This window comes from Bacillus methanolicus MGA3, from assembly GCF_000724485.1.
GTDB classification, from domain to species: domain Bacteria; phylum Bacillota; class Bacilli; order Bacillales; family Cytobacillaceae; genus Bacillus_Z; species Bacillus_Z methanolicus_A.
In genome coordinates, this window is record NZ_CP007739.1 from 325,584 (window position 1) to 345,290 (window position 19,707).

Below are 19,707 nucleotides of genomic sequence, written 5' to 3' on the forward strand. Positions count from 1 at the left end.
AACATGACAGATTCTAGAGTACAACAATTACAGGAAAGCTGGGAAAAGGATTCGCGCTGGAAAGGAATTACCCGTCCTTATTCAGCAGAAGATGTAATCAAATTACGTGGGTCAATTGACATTGAGTATACATTGGCACGCCGCGGTGCGGAAAAGCTTTGGAAGCTTGTAAATGAAGAAGATTTTGTAAATGCCCTTGGTGCACTTACAGGCAATCAGGCTGTTCAGCAAGTAAAAGCCGGACTGAAAGCTATTTACTTAAGCGGCTGGCAAGTTGCAGCTGATGCAAACTTGGCAGGTCATATGTACCCTGACCAAAGTTTATATCCGGCAAATAGTGTTCCGCACGTAGTAAAACGTATTAATCAAGCGTTGCAGCGTGCTGACCAAATCCATCATGCTGAAGGGGACCATTCAATTGATTGGTTTGCTCCGATCGTAGCTGATGCAGAAGCAGGCTTTGGCGGACAGCTGAACGTGTTTGAATTGATGAAAGCGATGATTGAAGCCGGGGCTGCAGGGGTTCACTTCGAAGATCAGCTTTCTTCAGAAAAGAAATGCGGACACCTTGGAGGAAAAGTATTACTTCCAACACAAACTGCAGTGAAAAACTTGATTGCTGCACGTTTAGCAGCTGATGTAATGGGTGTACCAACAGTGTTAATTGCTCGGACAGATGCAAACGCAGCGGATATGGTAACAAGTGATGTGGATCCATACGATGCTCCGTTCATTACTGGAGAGCGTACAGAAGAAGGATTCTTCCGCACAAAAGCTGGTTTAGATCAAGCGATTGCTCGCGGATTGGCATATGCACCGTATGCTGATATGATCTGGTGTGAAACATCTGAGCCAAACTTAGAGGAAGCAAGACGATTTGCGGAAGCTATTCATGAGAAGTTCCCTGGCAAGCTGTTAGCTTACAACTGCTCACCATCATTTAACTGGAAGAAAAAGCTTGATGATGAAACGATTGCGAATTTCCAAATTGAGCTCGGAAAAATGGGCTACAAGTTCCAATTCGTTACACTAGCAGGATTCCATACATTGAACCACAGCATGTTCGAACTAGCACGTCAATACAAAGACCGCGGAATGGCGGCTTATTCTGAATTGCAGCAAGCTGAATTTGCAAGTGAAAAGTACGGCTATACAGCTACAAGACACCAGCGTGAAGTTGGCACAGGCTACTTTGATGAAGTTGCCATGGTGATCAGTGGTGGAAGTTCTTCAACTACTGCATTAAAAGGCTCAACGGAAGTAGAACAATTTATCGCCGCAAAATAACAGCAATACCATTTTTGTTGCCATGATTTTTTCACCTAAATTTCTCCTAAATTGATTACCTTCTTTACCGATTCAAAGCGGTAAAGAAGGATTTTTTTTGCTCATAATGGAAATCTTGAGAAGGCACTTTTTTTGAGATTGTTACATACATAATAGTAGCATATGGTAAAGGAGGAATTGGTGTTGCCAAAACAAAATGTTAATGATTATATCTTGCAAGGGATTCATGGAAAGAAAGAAACGAAACCGGATGAACGGCGAAAATTTCTAGGTATACTTAGAGAAAGGATTGTCGCGGCCCTAACTCAACATCAAGTGAGAGAAAACGGGGTTTATAAAGAAATGGAGACTCTAATGAAGGAAAACCCGAATGCTCATCTTTACTTAAACGGGAATATGAATTATTCCTATTTGTCCAAATATATGAAAGTGGCAAAAAAATATAAAATTGAATCTACAATAGTGACAAATAAAGTCCATGACACAGAGATTGGTCTTGTTCTTGCTTATGATTTTGCAATCGATAAGGAAGAAATATATATTATGAAACAGAAAGAGGAGAATCCACAGCCGCAAAAAGGCAAAAGCCAAAAAGGATTGCTGTCAGTTTTCAAAAACGTTTTTAAAAAAGAAAAGTAGAAAAAACCCTCCAACCAGTCCCCCTCAAGTATAAAACGGCACCTGCAGGAAATCCCCTTTCGGCATTTATCAAATGATCCCTTCATTAATTACTGGAAGAAGGAAAAAAGACAGACAAACACTGAGAACTTGGCAAAATTCATGGTAAAATAACGAAGGACATGATGTTTTGAACCTTTCTTCATTTTTGAATATTTACAGGAAAGAGTTCCAAACAATATTGCTCTAAAGCGCTAAAGTCTGATATGATCAAATTATTTGAGTGGAAAGGATATTTTCGGAGGTGACTACCATGTCAAGGATTTCAAAAGACCAGGTAAAGCACGTCGCCCATCTGGCAAGACTTGCGATTACAGAAGAAGAAGCCGAAAAATTTACAAAACAGTTGGATGCAATTATTTCGTTTGCCGAGCAATTAAATGAGCTTGATACGGAAGGCGTCAAACCAACTTCACATGTTCTGGATATGAAAAATGTACTGCGCGAGGACAAGCCTGAGAAAGGACTTCCACAGGAAGAAGTATTAAAAAATGCGCCGGAACATGAAAAGGGACAATTCAAAGTACCGTCTATTTTAGAATAGGGAGGGATAAAGGTGAGCTTATTTGACCAAAAAGTTTCAGAGCTCCATGATCTTTTACATAAAAAAGAAATCAGCGTTTCTGACCTTGTTGATGAATCATACAAGCGTATCAGCTCTGTTGAGGATAAGGTGCAGGCCTTCTTGACATTAGATGAAGAAAATGCCCGTGCTGCCGCGAGAAAACTGGACGAAAAGCTTGGCACGGATGAATCAAAAGGTTTGCTGTTTGGTATGCCAATCGGGATAAAAGACAATATCGTTACGAAGAATTTGCGGACTACGTGTGCAAGCAAAATTCTCGAAAACTTTGATCCGATTTATGACGCAACGGTCATAAAAAAATTACAGCATGCAGAAACCATCACAATCGGTAAATTGAATATGGACGAATTTGCCATGGGGTCTTCAACAGAAAACTCCGCATTTCAAAAAACACGAAACCCATGGAATTTGGAAACGGTGCCTGGAGGTTCATCAGGCGGTTCAGCGGCATCTGTCGCAGCGGGTGAAGTTTTGTTTTCTTTAGGTTCAGATACAGGAGGATCCATTCGCCAGCCGGCAGCTTTTTGCGGAGTGGTAGGACTAAAACCGACGTATGGACGAGTTTCACGTTTTGGTCTTGTTGCGTTTGCGTCATCTCTTGATCAAATCGGGCCAATCACCCGAAATGTTGAAGATAATGCCTACTTATTACAGGCTATTTCAGGTGTTGATCCAATGGATTCCACATCAGCGAATGTAGATGTTCCAAACTTTGTGGAAGCACTGACAGGTGATATTAAAGGATTAAAGATTGCAGTTCCAAAAGAATACCTCGGCGAAGGGGTAAGAGAGGAAGTACGCCAGTCGGTCCTTGATGCGTTAAAAGTGCTTGAAAAATTAGGCGCTGCATGGGAAGAAGTTTCTCTGCCGCATTCAAAATATGCACTTGCTACTTATTATTTGCTTTCTTCTTCAGAAGCATCTGCAAATCTTGCCCGATTTGACGGCGTCCGTTACGGCTATCGGACTCCAAATGCGGAGAACTTGATTGATATGTATAAAAAAACCCGTGCTGAAGGTTTTGGCGATGAAGTCAAACGGCGGATTATGCTTGGTACATTTGCTTTAAGTTCGGGGTATTATGATGCATATTACAAAAAGGCGCAAAAAGTGCGTACGCTAATTAAAAAAGACTTTGAAGATGTTTTTGAAAAATTCGATGTGATCATCGGACCTACAACCCCGACATCGGCCTTTAAAATCGGAGAACAAGTGGATGATCCGTTAACAATGTATGCAAACGACATTTTAACGATTCCTGTCAACCTTGCTGGTGTTCCGGCAATCTCTATTCCTTGCGGTTTTACAAATGGCTTGCCGCTCGGCCTTCAAATTATAGGAAAACATTTTGATGAAAGCACCGTATATCGCGTTGCCCATGCGTTCGAACAGGCAACTGATTTTCATAAACAAAAACCACAGTTGTAAGGGGTGAGAAGAATGAACTTTGAAACAGTGATAGGCCTTGAAGTACACGTAGAATTAAAAACTGATTCCAAAATCTTTTCTGCAAGCCCGAACCAATTTGGCGCTGAACCTAACACAAATACTTCTGTCATTGAACTCGGATATCCGGGCGTACTGCCTGTTTTGAATAAAAAGGCTGTCGAGTACGCGATGAAAGCGGCCATGGCACTAAACTGTGAAATAGCAACAGAAACGAAGTTTGACCGCAAAAACTATTTTTATCCGGACAATCCGAAGGCATATCAGATTTCCCAATTCGATAAGCCGATCGGCAAGAACGGCTGGATTGAAATCGAAGTGAACGGGAAAAAGAAAAAGATTGGAATTACCCGCCTTCATTTAGAAGAAGATGCAGGGAAATTAAACCATGAAAACGGCTATTCTCTTGTAGATTTAAATCGCCAAGGTACGCCGTTAATTGAAATTGTTTCAGAGCCGGATATCCGTACTCCTGACGAAGCGTATGCCTATCTTGAAAAATTAAAATCAATTATCCAATATACGGGTGTGTCTGATTGTAAAATGGAAGAGGGTTCGCTCCGCTGTGATGCAAATATATCAATCCGCCCGGTTGGCCAAAAAGAATTTGGAACCAAAACGGAGTTGAAAAACTTAAACTCTTTTAATTTTGTGCGAAAGGGATTGGAGTATGAAGAAAAACGCCAGCGGGAAGTGGTGCTTGCAGGCGGAACGATTCAGCAGGAAACACGCAGGTATGATGAAGCGACAAATACGACGATATTAATGCGTGTGAAAGAAGGTTCGGATGACTATCGCTACTTCCCAGAGCCTGATCTTGTGGAATTGTATATTGATGAAGAATGGAAAGAACGCGTGAGAGCGGAAATACCTGAACTTCCTGACCAGCGGAAAAAACGTTATATTGAAGAACTGGGACTACCTGCTTATGATGCAGCTGTTTTAACAGTAACAAAAGAAATGGCAGATTTTTTTGAGGCAACCGTGAAAGCAGGTGCAGATCCGAAACAAGCATCGAACTGGATAATGGGAGAGGTGTCTGCATATTTAAATGCGGAGCAAAAAGAGCTTCACGAAGTGTCTTTAACACCCGAAAGCCTCGCAGGAATGATTAAGCTGATTGAAAATGGCACAATTTCTTCGAAAATCGCCAAAACAGTATTTAAAGAGTTAATTGAAAATGGCGGAGATGCAGAGCAAATCGTCAAAGAAAAAGGACTAGTTCAGATCTCCGATGAAGGCGCGCTTCTAAAAATTATTGCTGAAGTAATAGAGGCGAATCCGCAATCAGTCCAAGACTTTAAAAATGGGAAGAGTAAAGCGATTGGCTTCCTTGTCGGCCAGGTAATGAAAGCAACAAAAGGACAAGCAAATCCACCGTTGGTTAATAAATTATTAAATCAAGAATTGCAAAAGCTATAATTTTGGAGTTGACGGGTTTAAAATTACCCGTCAGCTTTTTAATTTTTAACAGATTAAGTTCAATCTTCTGGTCGGCACTGTTTTTGTCGAAATGAGCTCAGCAGCTTTTTGACAATTTCCGCATCTATTTCCTGGGAAAAGTGTTTGATATTTATGTACTCTTTCAGAATTTAATCAAACGTTTGATTAAACAGTTGTTCAGCGTTTTTTTGAAGAATGGTGTAGAAAAAGGATATTGGCATAGATCCAGCGAATATAGTAAAATGTATGCCATCGGGATATAGCTCAGCTTGGTAGAGCACTAGCATGGGGTGCTAGGGGTCGCAGGTTCGAATCCTGTTATCCCGATTTTTAATATTGAAGAGTTATAATCAAAATCAAAGGGGGGTGGCTCAATATCAAAGGGTCAGACCCTTTTTTGTCATTTCTTAATTAAATAGAATTTTCTAAAGGGAGAAAAAAATCAAAAAAGTCCTTGCAATCATTCATGACTATGTTATATTAAACTATGACAATAAAATAATTGGCACTAGGGGTGCCGGAGAATGGCCGGCTGAGATAAAGATCCGCAATCTTTGACCCTTTTACCTGATCTGGTTAGTACCAGCGTAGGGAAGTGTATTGACTTAGTCATACAAAAGCAGATTCCTTCCGTTGGAGTCTGCTTTTTTTGACTCCAGCGATTATGTGAATATTTGCATGGTTTTCCTTGCCCCCCCAGTGCCTGAACATTGGAGGGATTTTTTTATGAAAAAAACACAGAAGCTTACGTTAACTGCCATGATGATTGCAATTGGCACATTGACTAGCCACATGTTTTTTATTCCTATTGGGTTTGCCAAGGTTTTCCCAATGCAGCATTTTATAAATGTTTTGTCAGCGGTTTTATTGGGCCCGTATTACGCAGTTGCCCAAGCGCTTTGCGTTTCCATTTTAAGAAATTTGATGGGAACCGGCTCCGTTTTTGCATTTCCGGGTAGTATGATAGGAGCCTTTTTGGCAGCATATTTGTATTTGAAGACGAAAAAGATTTACATGGCTTTTGCTGGTGAAGTCATCGGAACAGGATTGCTGGGTGCTCTTGCTTCATATCCGATTGCGTTTCTATTCATGGGAAAAGAAGCAACGTTATTTGGATTCATTCCATCGTTTATGGTTAGCTCTTTATCAGGTGCTTTTATCGGTTATGTCATTTTGACTGTTTTCTTAAGAAATACTGCGGCCAAAGATAAGGTAATTAAAAAAACCTCTTTTATTAACAGGATTTGATTGAATGAGCAATTTAATATTTTTTGTGCTCATCCGCTCTCTTTAAAGCCGCATGTTTTCAATAAATACATAAAATATGAGGAGGAACTATTTTATGAAAACCAATGTGACTCAAATGATGTATTCTTTTCCGGGAAGCAAAAAAGTGTATGTGCAAGGTTCAAGACCTGATATTCAAGTTCCGATGCGGGAAATCTCACTTAGCCCAACGGAAACCATGTTTGGAAAAGAAGAAAATAAGCCTGTTCGTGTGTATGATACAAGTGGACCATACACTGATCCGAATTATGAGGTTGATTTGAAAAAAGGGCTTCCAAAGCTTCGCAGAAAGTGGATTTTGGAAAGAGGAGATGTTGAAGAATATCAGGGCAGATCTGTTAAGCCTGAGGACAATGGTTACCGCAGCGAAGATGAAGCAAACCGGAAGATCGAGGTTTTTCCAAATGCTAACAATCGGCCGCTTAGAGCGAAAAAAGGGCGTAATGTTACGCAAATGCATTATGCAAGAAAGGGAATCATTACCCCTGAGATGGAGTTCATTGCGATTAGAGAACAGCTGGATCCTGAATTTGTCCGCAGTGAGGTAGCAAAGGGTAGAGCAATCATACCGGCAAATATTAATCATCCTGAGGCCGAGCCAATGATTATTGGGCGCAATTTCCATGTAAAGATTAATGCGAATATTGGGAATTCAGCCGTAACCTCGTCGATTTCTGAAGAGGTTGAAAAAATGACTTGGGCCGTCCGTTGGGGTGCCGATACAATCATGGATTTATCGACAGGAAAAAACATACATACAACGAGAGAATGGATTATTCGAAATTCTCCGGTCCCAGTCGGAACGGTGCCAATTTATCAGGCACTTGAAAAAGTGAAAGGCGTTGCTGAAGATCTGACATGGGAAATTTACCGGGATACATTAATTGAGCAGGCTGAACAGGGAGTTGACTACTTTACCATTCATGCCGGAGTTTTACTTCGTTATATTCCATTAACGGCAAAACGGACAACAGGGATTGTTTCCCGCGGTGGATCGATCATGGCTCAATGGTGTTTGGCTCATCACGAAGAAAATTTCTTGTATACTCACTTTGAGGAGATTTGTGAGATTTTAAAAACGTATGACATTTCGGTCTCACTGGGAGATGGTCTAAGACCGGGTTCGATCGCTGATGCGAATGATGAAGCGCAATTTGCAGAATTGCAAACGTTAGGGGAGCTTACAGAAATAGCATGGAAGCATGACGTCCAAGTAATGATTGAAGGACCTGGGCATGTACCGATGCATCGTATAAAAGAGAATGTGGAAAAGCAAATGGAAATTTGCAAGGAGGCTCCATTTTACACATTGGGACCTTTAACAACAGATATAGCGCCGGGATACGACCATATTACTTCAGCAATTGGCGCGGCGATGATCGGCTGGTACGGTACAGCGATGCTTTGTTATGTTACGCCAAAAGAGCATCTGGGCTTGCCGAACAAAAATGATGTTAGAGAAGGGGTTATTGCTTATAAAATTGCGGCACATGCTGCTGATTTAGCAAAAGGCCATCCAGGTGCTCAAATAAGAGATGATGCTCTATCAAAAGCACGTTTTGAATTTCGCTGGAATGACCAGTTTAATCTTTCTCTTGATCCTGACAGGGCGAGGGAGTATCATGATGAAACACTTCCAGCCGAGGGAGCAAAAACGGCTCACTTCTGTTCAATGTGTGGTCCTAAGTTCTGTTCAATGCGGATTTCACAGGATATTCGGAATATGGCAATGGAAAAGGGCATGACGGAAGAAGAAATTATTAAGACTGGAATGAAAGAAAAAGCACAGGAGTTTGTCGATAATGGATCAGTTATATATAAATAAAGATCAGCGTTCCGCTGTTGTTGAAGAGCTGCAGGAAGAAGTGAAACGTCTCAAGGAAAATATTAATAAATTAGAACAGCAAATACACTTCATTCAACAAACTTGCAAACATGTTTTCCTTGAATTTGAAGGCTTTCGAAAATGCATAAAGTGTCAAAAAATTGATATCCAATATTATTAAAACGCAAGAAAAAAGAGTTTGGAAAGAGGCTGGCCTTATAAGTGCCTGGCTCCCCTCTGAAGTTACTAAATATTGTTGAAACATCGTCCATATTTTCAATATTTAGTAATTTTGGGTGCCCGGCGCTTAGTTTTGGTCAGCCTCTTTTAAAAACCGAACAGCATGGTGATAAATTTTTTTCTCTGTTTCTTTTTTTGACCAGTCTGATCAAAAACAAGCAAGTTTTCTGATTTTTTCTTCTCGCTCTGCTTTTGCTCAAGAAGTTCTATGCGTTCATGCAGTTTTTTTATTTCATTTTGCAGTTCCTCGATTTCGCGGCGGTGCTGAAGAAGCTGGTAGGAGACGACGGAATCTGCTTTATCATTGAGTCTTCTTTCTAAATCATTTATTTTATTGACTAGTTCCTCGTTGACGCTAACATTATTTGATGTCTTAGCTGTACCTTTGCGTATTTTTTTTTGAGTAACGGCAAGATCTTGAAGAGGAACACCGTTTTTGAGCTGCTCATGAACTTGTTTTAAAAGTTCAATATCTTCATCTGTAAACACATAATGGCCAAGATCATTTCGTTCCATTTTAAGATCCAGCTGTTTTACCCATCGCTGTACCGTGCTTTGTGAAACCCCTAACAACTTTGCAACAGCACTTGTATTCATCATGATCCCTCCTCTTGTTACTGTTCGTTATCTTTAAAGATACAGTTCGCTATTCTTAAGAGAATTCCTTTCCTGTTGACAAAACAAGTTCTTATTCGGCAAAGAAAGTGGATTTCTTGTGTTTTTTTCTTTAAGGATGTCGATAAACGTAATGAGGGAAAGGCCTAGTCCATGTTAAAAGAGGGCCAGACCCTTATGCAGGAGGATTGATTCTGTCTTTTTTGATTCGTTTGTCATTGATTTTTGGTTCTTCTTTATTAATGAAGTTCCGGATGTTGGAGTGATGCAGAAAAATAAGAAAAATCGTAAAAAGTACAAAAACTATCGAATGGAATGTATCCTGGTGAAATAACGAAAAAATGAATAAAGATAAACCGACTGAAATTGATCCGAAAAACACATATTTCGTAAGTGTGATCACTAGAAAAAAGGTTATGTAAGCAATTGCGAACATCCAAATATTTGAAATGAGGAGAGCCCCTGCGGTAGTCGCAATTGCCTTTCCGCCCCGAAAGCCGGCAAAAACGGGAAAACAATGACCGATGACAGCAGTAATCCCAAGATACAGAGGTTCAATTTGAACCGAAAACAAAGTTGGGAGCACAGCAGCAAGAGCACCTTTTCCGACATCGACGAGCAATACCACAACTGCAGCTTTTTTCCCCAATACTCTTAATGTATTTGTTGCTCCGGGATTATTGCTTCCATGTTCTCTGATATCTATTTTGAAAAAATATTTGCCGAATAAGACAGCAGTCGGGATGGACCCTAAAAGATAGGCCAAAAGAAAAAGAAACCATTTCATTAGTATCTTACATCCTTTATTATTTAAGACATTCCATCATTCGTTTCATAAACTAATAGGCGAACATATATACCTCCCAAGCAAACTAATGATGGACAAACCCTATCAAAATTGTATTTAACAGCATTTTACCATATAATATTTTTATCTTAATTAATTATTTATAATATTCTAAAAAATTTTCTCCCAAACCGTTCAGCATGCTTGTGGTGTTTGTGTCTTAAAATCATAAACACTTAAAATATTTTGCCATAAAAGCTGGTCAAATTTAAAGATACATAGATTGGAAGGAGGTCAACCATGGTTAGAGTACTGTTTGTTTGTTTGGGCAATATTTGCCGCTCGCCCATGGCTGAAGCAGTTTTTCGACATAAAGTAAAAGAGGCAGGACTGGAGGATAAAATTTTTGTAGATTCTGCTGGAACCGGCCACTGGCACGTGGGGCAGCCCCCTCATGAAGGAACTCGTCGGATTCTAACTGAGCACAAGATTGACTATACTGGGGTAACAGCAAGGCAGATAGGCACGAAAGATCTAGAAGAGTTTGATTATATCATTGCCATGGATAAGGAAAATGTCCGCCATTTGAAACAGTTGGCTCCTCATGAGCATCAATCTAAAATTGTCCGTTTGCTAGAATTTCTCCCCGGGAGTGACACCCTGAATGTCCCCGATCCTTATTATTCAGGAAACTTTGAGTATGTGTATAAGCTGATTAATGAGAGTTGTGATCACTTGCTGGATTATATCCGCCAGCGTGAGCATCTATGATACATAAAGTAGAGAACATTTTGCGTGAAATGGGAGACCAATCTCCGCTCAATGAGGTGACACCTGTTTCCGGTGGTGATATTAGCCGCTCTTTTAAAGCGAAAACAGCCAATGGAGTCTATTTTATAAAAATCAACGATGAGGCTGCTAAGGATTTCTTTCAGAAAGAGGCTGAGGGTTTAAACCTTTTACGCCAAGCAGGCGCCTTGCCTGTTCCACAAGTGTACCATGTCAGTTCCCCATCAGCCGATGACGGGTATATCGTCATGGAATGGGTCAAAGGAGAGCCAGCACCTGATACGGAATCCCGTTTAGGGCATGGACTTGCATTATTACACCAGCACACCCATACACACTATGGTTTGGCTGAAAACAATTATATCGGCAAACTGCCACAGCCTAATGGCTGGGAAAAGAGCTGGATTCGATTTTTAAGAGAACAGCGTTTAGGATTTCAAGCAAAATTAGCTGATAAAAGAGGGAGGCTCCCCATTGGACGAAAAACAAGGCTTGAAAAGCTGCTAGACAGACTTGATCAATGGGTTCCTGATTATCACCAGCCTGTTCTGCTGCACGGGGATCTGTGGAGTGGGAACTGGTTGGCTGGACCCGGGGGAGAACCTTATCTGATTGATCCAGCTGTCTTCTATGGGGAAAGGGAGTTTGAACTTGCTTTTACCGAATTGTTTGGAGGCTTTTCCCCGCGTTTTTATGCTGCCTATCGTGATGTACAGCCATTATCAGATGATTATGAGGAAGTTCGCCCGCTTTACCAGTTGTATTACTTGCTTGTGCACTTGAATCTGTTTGGTGAATCCTACGGTCCGAGCGTGGATCGTATTTTAAGATATTATGTGGGTTAATCAATATGAGGATAAATGAAGTTTGAACCATAATAAAGACTTGGAATGATGTGTGGCAGCCATCGGATTCTTAAAAATTACCAAGATGTGGTTGCCACGTATGATGACCAGAATCAAAATTAATGCAAATCACCCCGCAAACATGACAGAGTCAAGTTTTGTGGGTATTTTTCTTTTGTGCAGAGAAATTAAATTTTTGATTTGTTTGTAATCTATTTATTTACGAATGGTTTGAATTGGTTTTGCGGTTTTAATTTTAACAAGTATAATCGATAAAGGAGAGATGCCACTGGAACGGCAAATACATTTGTATTCCTTGATTCACACATAGTCTACATTTGTTCATTAGCAATTTACTACTTATGACTTGTGCTCTGGCAATGGTTACTTTTTGCAGTTTCGCTCAGTCTATGGCATGATTTAAGAGAAAGAAATAATTTCATTGAAAAATTTGATGGGAAGAATATGTTCCAGTGATAACGGGGATATGCCGCCGCATTCTGAGGGGAGTACAAAAGAAAAGCCGCTCCCATTTTTTGTTTAGATTAAAATGAAATGAGGAGACATTGACAATGGACTTTATCACGATTTTAAAAGCAATTATTTTGGGGATTGTAGAAGGATTAACAGAATTTGCTCCTGTTTCGTCAACGGGGCACATGATTATCGTGGATGATATGTGGCTTAAATCAGAGGAGTTTTTAACAAAATATGGAGCAAATACGTTTAAAGTCGTCATTCAGCTTGGCTCGATTTTAGCTGTTGTTGTCGTTATGAAGGACCGATTTTTTGATTTGTTAAGATTGAGACGCCGCAGCAAAGATGGAGTTGCAGGTCAAGGGCGTCTTAAGATAACACACGTTATTGTTGGATTAATCCCAGCAGGTATTTTAGGAGTTTTATTTGAAAATTATATTGATGAATATTTATTTTCCACTGCTACCGTGTTAATTGGTTTAGTCATTGGTGCAGTTTTGATGATTATTGCAGATGTATTTGGCGGCAAAAACCCGAAAGTTCACACGGTTGACCAAATTACATATAAACAAGCTCTAATAATTGGACTTATTCAATGTCTTTCTTTATGGCCTGGATTTTCTCGTTCAGGCGCAACGATTTCAGCCGGTGTTTTGGCAGGATTGAGTTATCGCGCTGCCGCTGACTTTACGTTTTTGATGGCTGTACCGATTATGGCCGGGGCGAGTGGGATTTCATTATTGAAAAACCTTGAATATATTTCGATCGATGACCTTCCGTTTTTTATTGCAGGCTTTATTAGTGCATTTGTATTTGCTTTGATCTCGATTAAATTTTTCTTAAGGCTCATTGATAAAATTAAACTCGTGCCGTTCGCAATTTATCGGATACTTTTGGCTCTCATTATTTATATTGTCTACTTTTAATTAAACAATTTTTTAAAAAAATGGTATCTTTTTCTTGTTAATTTCGTCTAAAAAAGTGAAATATACTCTGTCATGTTTTTAGAAATTGCCTGGAAAAATTCTGTTTTTTTGGCAAAAGGCTTTAAAAAGGTATATGCTTATGTCCGGACAGACAGGGTATATGTGAGTATCATGAATCCGAAAATTTACAGGAACTCTCCATAAGAAGTTCTGCTTTATTTGTAAACTTAATAAGACTTAATTTCATTAATAGGATGATGGGGATGAAACGAGCGAGAATCATTTATAATCCAACTTCAGGCCGCGAATTGTTTAAAAAGCACCTTCCAGAAGTGCTGCAAAAGCTAGAGATGGCCGGTTATGAAACTTCCTGCCATGCAACGACTGGCGAGGGAGATGCGATACAAGCAGCAAGGACTGCTGTGGAGCGCCGCTACGATATCGTAATTGCTGCTGGCGGAGACGGCACAATCAATGAAGTGGTAAACGGGATGGCGGAACAGGAATATCGGCCAAAGCTTGGGATTATTCCGATGGGGACAACGAACGACTTTGCCCGTGCGCTTCATATTCCGCGGGATGTCGAAGCGGCGACAGACATTATCGTAAAAGGTGATACGATTCCGGTCGATATTGGAAGAATGAATGATCGCTATTTTATTAATATCGCCGGAGGCGGGCGGCTGACAGAGTTAACATATGAGGTGCCGAGCAAGCTGAAAACAGTGCTTGGCCAACTCGCCTATTATTTAAAAGGGATTGAAATGCTTCCGTCCATTCGGGCAACAAAATTCAGCATCGAATATGATGGAAAGCTTTTTGAAGGGGAAGCAATGCTATTCCTTGTTGCCTTGACGAATTCAGTCGGAGGTTTTGAAAAGCTAGCCCCTGACGCATCAATTAACGATGGATTGTTTACGTTATTAATCCTGAAAAAAATCAATCTTGCTGATTTTATCAGGATCGCAACACTAGCGATTCGCGGCGAACATTTAAATGATGAAAATGTTATTTATACAAAAGCAAACCGAGTTAAGGTTTATTCCGACGAAAAAGTGCAATTGAACCTTGACGGAGAATACGGTGGATTGCTTCCTGCGGAATTTGAAAACCTTTACCGGCATTTTGAAGTTTTCGTGCCAATTGAAAAAATTCGTCCGCAAGACCGTCCGTTATGAAAGGGGGCCAGACCCTCGCTGCTTTAAAGCGGTGAGGGTCTGGCCCTCGATGCTTTAAAGTGGTAAAAAGATGCTGTTTTTTCTGTTTTATGCCTAAACTACTAAAATTATCCTATATTATTATCTAGTAAAACACATCCTTCGAATCTACTTTTTAGAAAATAGAATTGGTATGATGTTTGTAACAACCAGAGCTGGCTTTCAAACAAATTTGAGGAGGGAGTAATATGAAAAACTATGTTCATGTAATCCCGCACAAATTGGTTGAGCAGCTGAATGAAGTAAATGAAATCCCAACAGGTGTTGACATTATCCAAGCTCCGAAAATCTGGGAAAAAACAAAAGGAAAAGGAATTACAGTTGCGGTGCTGGATACCGGTTGTGATACAGACCATCCTGACTTGAAAGACCGAATTATTGCCGGACGTAATTTTACAAAGGATGATGGCGGAAATCCGGAAATATTTGAAGATTATAATGGGCACGGTACCCATGTAGCAGGCACGATTGCCGCTAGCTTAAACAATAACGGAGTTGCAGGTGTTGCCCCTGAAGCAAATCTACTAATCTTAAAAGTTCTCGGAAAAGACGGGTCAGGGCAATATGATTGGATTATAAACGCCATTCGCTATGCAATTGAGCAAAAAGTAGATATCATTTCCATGTCTTTAGGCGGACCGTCTGACATCAAAGAATTGCATGATGCAATAAAAGAAGCAGTACTGACACATCATATTCTTGTCGTTTGCGCAGCTGGTAATGAAGGTGACGGCGAATATATAACAGATGAATTTGCTTATCCGGGCTCCTATAACGAAGTTATTAGTGTTGGAGCCGTTGATCTCGAACGACATTCCTCCCACTTTACAAATTCCAATAATCAAGTTGATATAGTTGCCCCTGGAGAAAAAATCCTTTCCACATATTTAAATGGAAGTTACGCAACTCTAAGCGGAACCTCAATGGCCACTCCACATGTTTCAGGTTCACTGGCATTGATAAAAAACTTATCAAAATCTGCTTTTGAAAGAGAACTGACCGAACCAGAATTATATGCCCAATTAATTAAGCGGACGGTACCGCTCGGCAATTCTCCAAAGCTTGAAGGGAACGGCTTTATTTATTTAACGCTGCTCGATTATGTGAAGAAAGTTTTTGACGAGAAAGCTCTGGTTGAATTAGTAAAATAAATGTTTTTATAGAGATGGTACCGGGAATCACCTTCCTGGTCTCATCTCTTTTTTTTTCTTTTTTCCCGCCGGGGGCCTCATTACAAATCTCTGATTTAGCGGTGATGAAAAAGAACTTTTTTATTTTTTGCAATATTTTTAATAACAAAAAAACTCTTAATATGGTAAAATAACTTTACGAACGTTAGTTCCAAATCTCTCCTATCATAAAAAGTCGTTGGATTTAGGATGGAGGAGTTCACTTTGGCGATACAGACGTATTGTTTTTTTTTATAAGGTCTTTTAGCATATAATAAAGGGAAATGAAGGCAATTGCTATTCTTGGGGAAAATTTCATTCATAAGATTCAATACAGGAAGTATAAGGGAAAGCTCTTAAGATACAGATTCTCTTTTAGTAAAAGAAATATCATGACAACGTGGATAAAGTGGTTGGAGGGAAAAAAGTGAAACATATTTACGATGATGACAGCTTGACACTGCATACTGATCTTTATCAGATCAATATGGTTGAGGCATACTGGCGTGATAACATACATAATCGGAAAGCGGTATTTGAATTGTTTTTCAGGAAACAGCCATTTGGCAACGGATATGCTGTGTTTGCCGGATTGGAGCGCATTATTCAATATATTCAAAATTTCCGCTTTACCGATAGCGATATAAAATATTTAAGGGAAGAAATCGGTTATAGTGAGGACTTTCTTAGTTATTTAAAGGATTTGCGTTTTACTGGGAACATCCGCTGCATGAAAGAAGGAGAATTGGTTTTTGCAAATGAGCCGATTCTTCGGGTTGACGCTCCGCTTGCTGAAGCGCAGCTGATTGAGACGGCTCTCTTGAATATTGTGAACTACCAAACGCTGATTGCAACAAAGGCTGCTAGAATCAAGCAAGTTGTCGGCGATGAAGAAGTAATGGAGTTCGGTACGAGACGAGCGCAGGAAATGGATGCAGCAATCTGGGGAACAAGAGCAGCGTATATTGCCGGCTTTGATTCTACCAGCAACGTCCGCGCCGGAAAAATGTTTGGCATTCCTGTTGCCGGAACCCTTGCTCATTCTATGGTGCAGGCATATAAAGATGAGTATTCTGCTTTTCTTAAATACGCAGAGGCTCATAAAGATTGTGTCTTCCTGGTTGATACATATGATACACTTCGTTCCGGCGTGCCAAACGCGATTCGTGTGGCAAAAGAGCTGGGTGACAAAATTAATTTTAGAGCGATCCGCCTCGACAGTGGAGACCTTGCCTATCTTTCAAAAAAGGCTCGTAAAATGCTCGACGAAGCCGGATTTCATGATACGAAAATTGTTGCTTCCAGTGATCTTGATGAATATACGATCATGAACTTAAAGGCCCAGGGTGCAAAGATCGACAGCTGGGGAATCGGCACGAAGTTGATTACCGCCTACGATCAGGCTGCTCTAGGAGCTGTTTATAAACTTGTTGCAATTGAAGATGAAAACGGTAACATGGTGGATTCAATCAAAATATCAGCCAACCCTGAAAAAGTTACGACGCCCGGACTGAAAAAAGTTTATCGAATTATTAATACTGTCAACAACAAAGCTGAAGGGGATTACATCGCCTTGGAGGATGAGAATCCACAGCAGGAAGAACACCTGAAAATGTTCCATCCGGTCCATAAGTACATTAACAAATCTATCTCTAATTTTGTCGCAAAAGATTTGCATGAAGATATTTACGTAGACGGCGAGCTTGTTTTTGAGCTGCCAAGCCTTGAAGAGTCACGCGAGTATTTCCGTAAAAATCTCGCTTTGCTTTGGGATGAATACAAACGTACGATGAATCCTGAGGAATATCCGGTTGATTTAAGCCAAAAGTGCTGGGAGAACAAAATGCGCAACATCGCAGAGGTCCGCGAGAAGGTTAATAAAATGACGGAAAGTTAAGTGGAGAGAGTCTATCAGATAATTTGATAGGCTCTTCTATTTTTTACAGGTAACTTCAATTTAGCTTAATTCTTCTGAATGTTTGAAGTCTAGGGAAATAGATTGAAAAATTTCTAAAATGAATCGAGAAATCAGGAAAAAAAGGATCGATAAACTGTTGGAATCGATTAAAAACCAGATTTTCAAATTGGAATTATGGCTTAGCAGTAATAATTTCGTTAAAATAACTTTTTAGCAATATCCACCGGGCGGGATAAAGATGAATAAACTCTTCTATCACTTCCGGTGAATATATAACCAGGCAATCGAGATTTGGTTTGTTCAGCTTTAAATCATATAAAAGAGCATGCGGAATGGTGTAATAGTCATATAGTTGATAGGGATTTAGCTTGACCAAATGAATCTTTTTATTTTCCACTAAATCGAAAAGAATCTCTTTCTGCAGTTGGATACTTTCCTTACTTGATAAGCCATGTAATCTTTTTCTCTCATTAATGAAGGATATGCCTTGCATATTAAGCCTCCGTTCCAATTTGATTATTACTTTTATCGCCAAAAAGGAATAAATTCAGACATTTCACTTAAATAGGGATTGGAAAATTACGCAGAAAAGAAAAAAATTTTTTTCTTACAGAGACAATGATGTAAACGCTCTCTAAAACTTATCGGCAAAAAATAAAGTTGACAATAAAGCAAATGGGTTTTAATATTCAAACTATCAAGAAAATTTAAAAACAAAATAGACTCTTATCAAGAGTGACCGAGGGAACAGGCCCAATGACGTCCGGCAACCTCCTTTATGGAACGGTGCTAAATCCTGCAGAATGAGCAATTCATTCTGAAAGATAAGGTGAAACTGAACGGAAAAAAAGTAGCCTCTTTCAGAATGAAAGAGGCTTTTCTTATTGCTCTTTTTAGTGCCGTGAGAGTTCCACGCTGGATAAGGTTTTTGGGATTATTGCGAAACACTCTTAATAAGTGGCTATTTTTACAAACCATTATTTGGACAGGAAAGGAAAAGAAAGTATGGCAACCGTTATTTTAGAAGGAGTCCGCACCCCATTTGGAAAGTTTAGAGGAAAACTGGCAGATGTAACAGCCAAACAGTTGGGAACCATTGCAGTCAAGGAATTGCTTCGTCGGATTCCGGAGGCAAAAAAGGCAGACGGAGTTTTGCTTGCACAGGTAATCCAGGCGGGAGAAGGACAAAATCCAGCACGAAAAGTTGCCGTAGAAGCGGGAGTAGATCTCTCGGTACCTGCGATTACGCTTAATAATGTTTGTCTTGCCGGATTGGCTTCCGTTGCGGATGCTGCTCGAAGGATTGCATTACAGGAAGGGCAGTTATACATAGTCGGGGGCTATGATTCGATGACAAACGCTCCGCATATAGCTAACTTACGAAAAAGCGTCACTCTTGGAAAAGCAGAGTTCACGGACACATTAATCAATGACGGGCTGTGGTGCTCTCTTTCAAACGAATTAATGGGTGTATTGACTGACAAGAAAAACAAAGAACTCGGAATCACTCGTAAGGAACAGGATGAATTTGCTTGCCTTTCACAGCAAAGGGCTTTTTCAGCATTAAAAGAAAGCCGTTTGCAGGAAGAAATTACTCCTGTATACGTGAATGAAGAATTGGTAAAGGAAGATGAAGGCATTCGCCCTAACACCACGATTGAAGGACTAGCTAAACTTCGTCCTGTATTTACAGAAGATGGAACGATTACTGCCGGAAACGCATCGCAAATGTCAGATGGAGCGAGTGCCGGAATTGTCGCAAGTGAGACGCTCGCTGAAAAACTTGGATACACACCGCTTGCAAGAATTATCGGTTGGGCAGATATTGCCGGTCCGGATACAAGCCTCCATTTAAAACCGGCTCAAGCAATTGAAAAAGTCCTCGAAAAGACGGGACTTTCGGTCAATGATATAGATTTGTTTGAAATAAACGAAGCATTTGCCAGTGTGGCAATTGCCAGTTGCAAAAAACTGCGGATTCCATTTGAAAAAGTGAATGTTAACGGCGGAGCGATCGCCATTGGCCATCCATTAGGAGGCACCGGTTTCCGGTTGCTCTTAACTCTTGTTCATGAATTAAGACGGCGCGGCGGCGGAAAAGGAATTGCGGCACTTTGCGGCGGGGGCGGCCAGGGAACAGCAGTCTTAGTAGAAGTTCCGGAGAGGTGGTAA

General features: G+C 40.3%; 18 protein-coding genes, 1 tRNA gene and 2 riboswitches. Of the genes, 16 read left to right on the forward strand and 3 right to left on the reverse strand.

Features of this window, described 5'->3' with window-relative positions; translation table 11 throughout:
- The first annotated feature begins 3 nt into the window (after positions 1-3).
- The 9 genes from aceA (at position 4) to BMMGA3_RS01795 (ending at position 8,733) form a co-directional block, all read left to right on the forward strand.
- The gene (aceA, locus tag BMMGA3_RS01755; RefSeq protein WP_003348372.1) at positions 4-1,287 is read left to right on the forward strand and encodes an isocitrate lyase; all 1,284 of its coding nucleotides are present in this window, start codon (positions 4-6) and stop codon (positions 1,285-1,287) included.
- 183 nt (positions 1,288-1,470) lie between these two features.
- On the forward strand, positions 1,471-1,926 hold the full coding sequence (locus BMMGA3_RS01760) for a YueI family protein (RefSeq protein WP_003348370.1): 456 nt from the start codon (positions 1,471-1,473) through the stop codon (positions 1,924-1,926).
- Between the two features lie 292 nt (positions 1,927-2,218).
- On the forward strand, positions 2,219-2,509 hold the full coding sequence (gene gatC, locus BMMGA3_RS01765; protein WP_003348369.1) for an Asp-tRNA(Asn)/Glu-tRNA(Gln) amidotransferase subunit GatC: 291 nt from the start codon (positions 2,219-2,221) through the stop codon (positions 2,507-2,509).
- A gap of 12 nt (positions 2,510-2,521) precedes the next feature.
- Positions 2,522-3,979 (forward strand): Asp-tRNA(Asn)/Glu-tRNA(Gln) amidotransferase subunit GatA, encoded by a 1,458-nt coding sequence (gene gatA / locus BMMGA3_RS01770; RefSeq protein WP_003348368.1) that lies wholly within the window; start codon positions 2,522-2,524, stop codon positions 3,977-3,979.
- A 12-nt stretch (positions 3,980-3,991) separates the two neighbouring features.
- Complete coding sequence (gene gatB, locus BMMGA3_RS01775; RefSeq protein ID WP_003348367.1) at positions 3,992-5,419, forward strand: Asp-tRNA(Asn)/Glu-tRNA(Gln) amidotransferase subunit GatB; 1,428 nt, start codon at positions 3,992-3,994, stop codon at positions 5,417-5,419.
- A gap of 274 nt (positions 5,420-5,693) precedes the next feature.
- Positions 5,694-5,767 (forward strand) — tRNA-Pro (locus BMMGA3_RS01780).
- 173 nt (positions 5,768-5,940) lie between these two features.
- A riboswitch (TPP riboswitch) is annotated at positions 5,941-6,051 on the forward strand.
- 115 nt (positions 6,052-6,166) lie between these two features.
- Positions 6,167-6,688 (forward strand): energy coupling factor transporter S component ThiW, encoded by a 522-nt coding sequence (gene thiW, locus BMMGA3_RS01785; protein WP_003348366.1) that lies wholly within the window; start codon positions 6,167-6,169, stop codon positions 6,686-6,688.
- A 94-nt stretch (positions 6,689-6,782) separates the two neighbouring features.
- Entirely contained in the window at positions 6,783-8,552 is a 1,770-nt protein-coding gene (thiC, locus tag BMMGA3_RS01790; RefSeq protein ID WP_003348365.1) for a phosphomethylpyrimidine synthase ThiC, read from the forward strand.
- Complete coding sequence (locus BMMGA3_RS01795) at positions 8,530-8,733, forward strand: hypothetical protein (protein ID WP_003348364.1); 204 nt, start codon at positions 8,530-8,532, stop codon at positions 8,731-8,733. The genes thiC and BMMGA3_RS01795 overlap by 23 nt, the downstream gene beginning before the upstream one ends.
- Positions 8,734-8,879: 146 nt before the next feature.
- On the opposite strand, the gene BMMGA3_RS01800 is transcribed toward BMMGA3_RS01795, so the two are convergent.
- Both BMMGA3_RS01800 and plsY read right to left on the reverse strand, forming a co-directional pair.
- On the reverse strand, positions 8,880-9,389 hold the full coding sequence (locus tag BMMGA3_RS01800) for a MerR family transcriptional regulator (RefSeq protein WP_003348363.1): 510 nt from the start codon (positions 9,387-9,389) through the stop codon (positions 8,880-8,882).
- 193 nt (positions 9,390-9,582) lie between these two features.
- Positions 9,583-10,194: a glycerol-3-phosphate 1-O-acyltransferase PlsY gene (gene plsY, locus BMMGA3_RS01805; protein WP_003348362.1), complete on the reverse strand. Its 612-nt coding sequence runs from the start codon at positions 10,192-10,194 to the stop codon at positions 9,583-9,585.
- A 300-nt stretch (positions 10,195-10,494) separates the two neighbouring features.
- Here plsY and BMMGA3_RS01810 point away from each other — a divergent pair, with 300 nt between their 5' ends.
- From BMMGA3_RS01810 to BMMGA3_RS01835, 6 genes are all read left to right on the forward strand, one after another.
- On the forward strand, positions 10,495-10,965 hold the full coding sequence (locus BMMGA3_RS01810) for a low molecular weight protein-tyrosine-phosphatase (RefSeq protein ID WP_003348361.1): 471 nt from the start codon (positions 10,495-10,497) through the stop codon (positions 10,963-10,965).
- Positions 10,962-11,828, forward strand: coding sequence for a fructosamine kinase family protein (locus BMMGA3_RS01815; protein WP_003348360.1), 867 nt, complete (start codon positions 10,962-10,964; stop codon positions 11,826-11,828). Before BMMGA3_RS01810 ends, BMMGA3_RS01815 begins: the two co-directional genes overlap by 4 nt.
- A 572-nt stretch (positions 11,829-12,400) precedes the next feature.
- Positions 12,401-13,231, forward strand: coding sequence for an undecaprenyl-diphosphate phosphatase (locus BMMGA3_RS01820; RefSeq protein ID WP_003348358.1), 831 nt, complete (start codon positions 12,401-12,403; stop codon positions 13,229-13,231).
- A 263-nt stretch (positions 13,232-13,494) separates the two neighbouring features.
- The gene (locus BMMGA3_RS01825) at positions 13,495-14,409 is read left to right on the forward strand and encodes a diacylglycerol kinase (RefSeq protein ID WP_003348354.1); all 915 of its coding nucleotides are present in this window, start codon (positions 13,495-13,497) and stop codon (positions 14,407-14,409) included.
- A gap of 227 nt (positions 14,410-14,636) precedes the next feature.
- The gene (locus BMMGA3_RS01830; RefSeq protein ID WP_003348351.1) at positions 14,637-15,599 is read left to right on the forward strand and encodes a S8 family peptidase; all 963 of its coding nucleotides are present in this window, start codon (positions 14,637-14,639) and stop codon (positions 15,597-15,599) included.
- A 445-nt stretch (positions 15,600-16,044) separates the two neighbouring features.
- Complete coding sequence (locus BMMGA3_RS01835) at positions 16,045-17,514, forward strand: nicotinate phosphoribosyltransferase (RefSeq protein ID WP_003348349.1); 1,470 nt, start codon at positions 16,045-16,047, stop codon at positions 17,512-17,514.
- Positions 17,515-17,707: 193 nt separating this feature from the next.
- On the opposite strand, the gene BMMGA3_RS01840 is transcribed toward BMMGA3_RS01835, so the two are convergent.
- Positions 17,708-18,028 carry a hypothetical protein gene (locus BMMGA3_RS01840; RefSeq protein WP_003348347.1) on the reverse strand — a complete coding sequence of 107 codons (321 nt, stop codon included), beginning with the start codon at positions 18,026-18,028 and terminating at the stop codon, positions 17,708-17,710.
- Positions 18,029-18,258: 230 nt separating this feature from the next.
- A riboswitch (SAM riboswitch) is annotated at positions 18,259-18,366 on the forward strand.
- Positions 18,367-18,540: 174 nt separating this feature from the next.
- On the opposite strand from BMMGA3_RS01840, the gene BMMGA3_RS01845 reads away from it, so the two are divergent.
- On the forward strand, positions 18,541-19,707 hold the full coding sequence (locus BMMGA3_RS01845; protein ID WP_003348342.1) for an acetyl-CoA C-acyltransferase: 1,167 nt from the start codon (positions 18,541-18,543) through the stop codon (positions 19,705-19,707).

Coding starts and splice junctions, on each gene's coding strand:
- aceA (WP_003348372.1), top strand. CDS start 4: ATGACAGATTCTAGAGTACAACAATTACAGGAAAGCTGGGAAAAGGAT.
- gatC (WP_003348369.1), top strand. CDS start 2,219: ATGTCAAGGATTTCAAAAGACCAGGTAAAGCACGTCGCCCATCTGGCA.
- gatB (WP_003348367.1), top strand. CDS start 3,992: ATGAACTTTGAAACAGTGATAGGCCTTGAAGTACACGTAGAATTAAAA.
- thiW (WP_003348366.1), top strand. CDS start 6,167: ATGAAAAAAACACAGAAGCTTACGTTAACTGCCATGATGATTGCAATT.
- thiC (WP_003348365.1), top strand. CDS start 6,783: ATGAAAACCAATGTGACTCAAATGATGTATTCTTTTCCGGGAAGCAAA.
- BMMGA3_RS01795 (WP_003348364.1), top strand. CDS start 8,530: ATGGATCAGTTATATATAAATAAAGATCAGCGTTCCGCTGTTGTTGAA.
- BMMGA3_RS01800 (WP_003348363.1), bottom strand. CDS start 9,389: ATGAATACAAGTGCTGTTGCAAAGTTGTTAGGGGTTTCACAAAGCACG.
- plsY (WP_003348362.1), bottom strand. CDS start 10,194: ATGAAATGGTTTCTTTTTCTTTTGGCCTATCTTTTAGGGTCCATCCCG.
- BMMGA3_RS01810 (WP_003348361.1), top strand. CDS start 10,495: ATGGTTAGAGTACTGTTTGTTTGTTTGGGCAATATTTGCCGCTCGCCC.
- BMMGA3_RS01815 (WP_003348360.1), top strand. CDS start 10,962: ATGATACATAAAGTAGAGAACATTTTGCGTGAAATGGGAGACCAATCT.
- BMMGA3_RS01820 (WP_003348358.1), top strand. CDS start 12,401: ATGGACTTTATCACGATTTTAAAAGCAATTATTTTGGGGATTGTAGAA.
- BMMGA3_RS01825 (WP_003348354.1), top strand. CDS start 13,495: ATGAAACGAGCGAGAATCATTTATAATCCAACTTCAGGCCGCGAATTG.
- BMMGA3_RS01830 (WP_003348351.1), top strand. CDS start 14,637: ATGAAAAACTATGTTCATGTAATCCCGCACAAATTGGTTGAGCAGCTG.
- BMMGA3_RS01840 (WP_003348347.1), bottom strand. CDS start 18,028: ATGCAAGGCATATCCTTCATTAATGAGAGAAAAAGATTACATGGCTTA.
- BMMGA3_RS01845 (WP_003348342.1), top strand. CDS start 18,541: ATGGCAACCGTTATTTTAGAAGGAGTCCGCACCCCATTTGGAAAGTTT.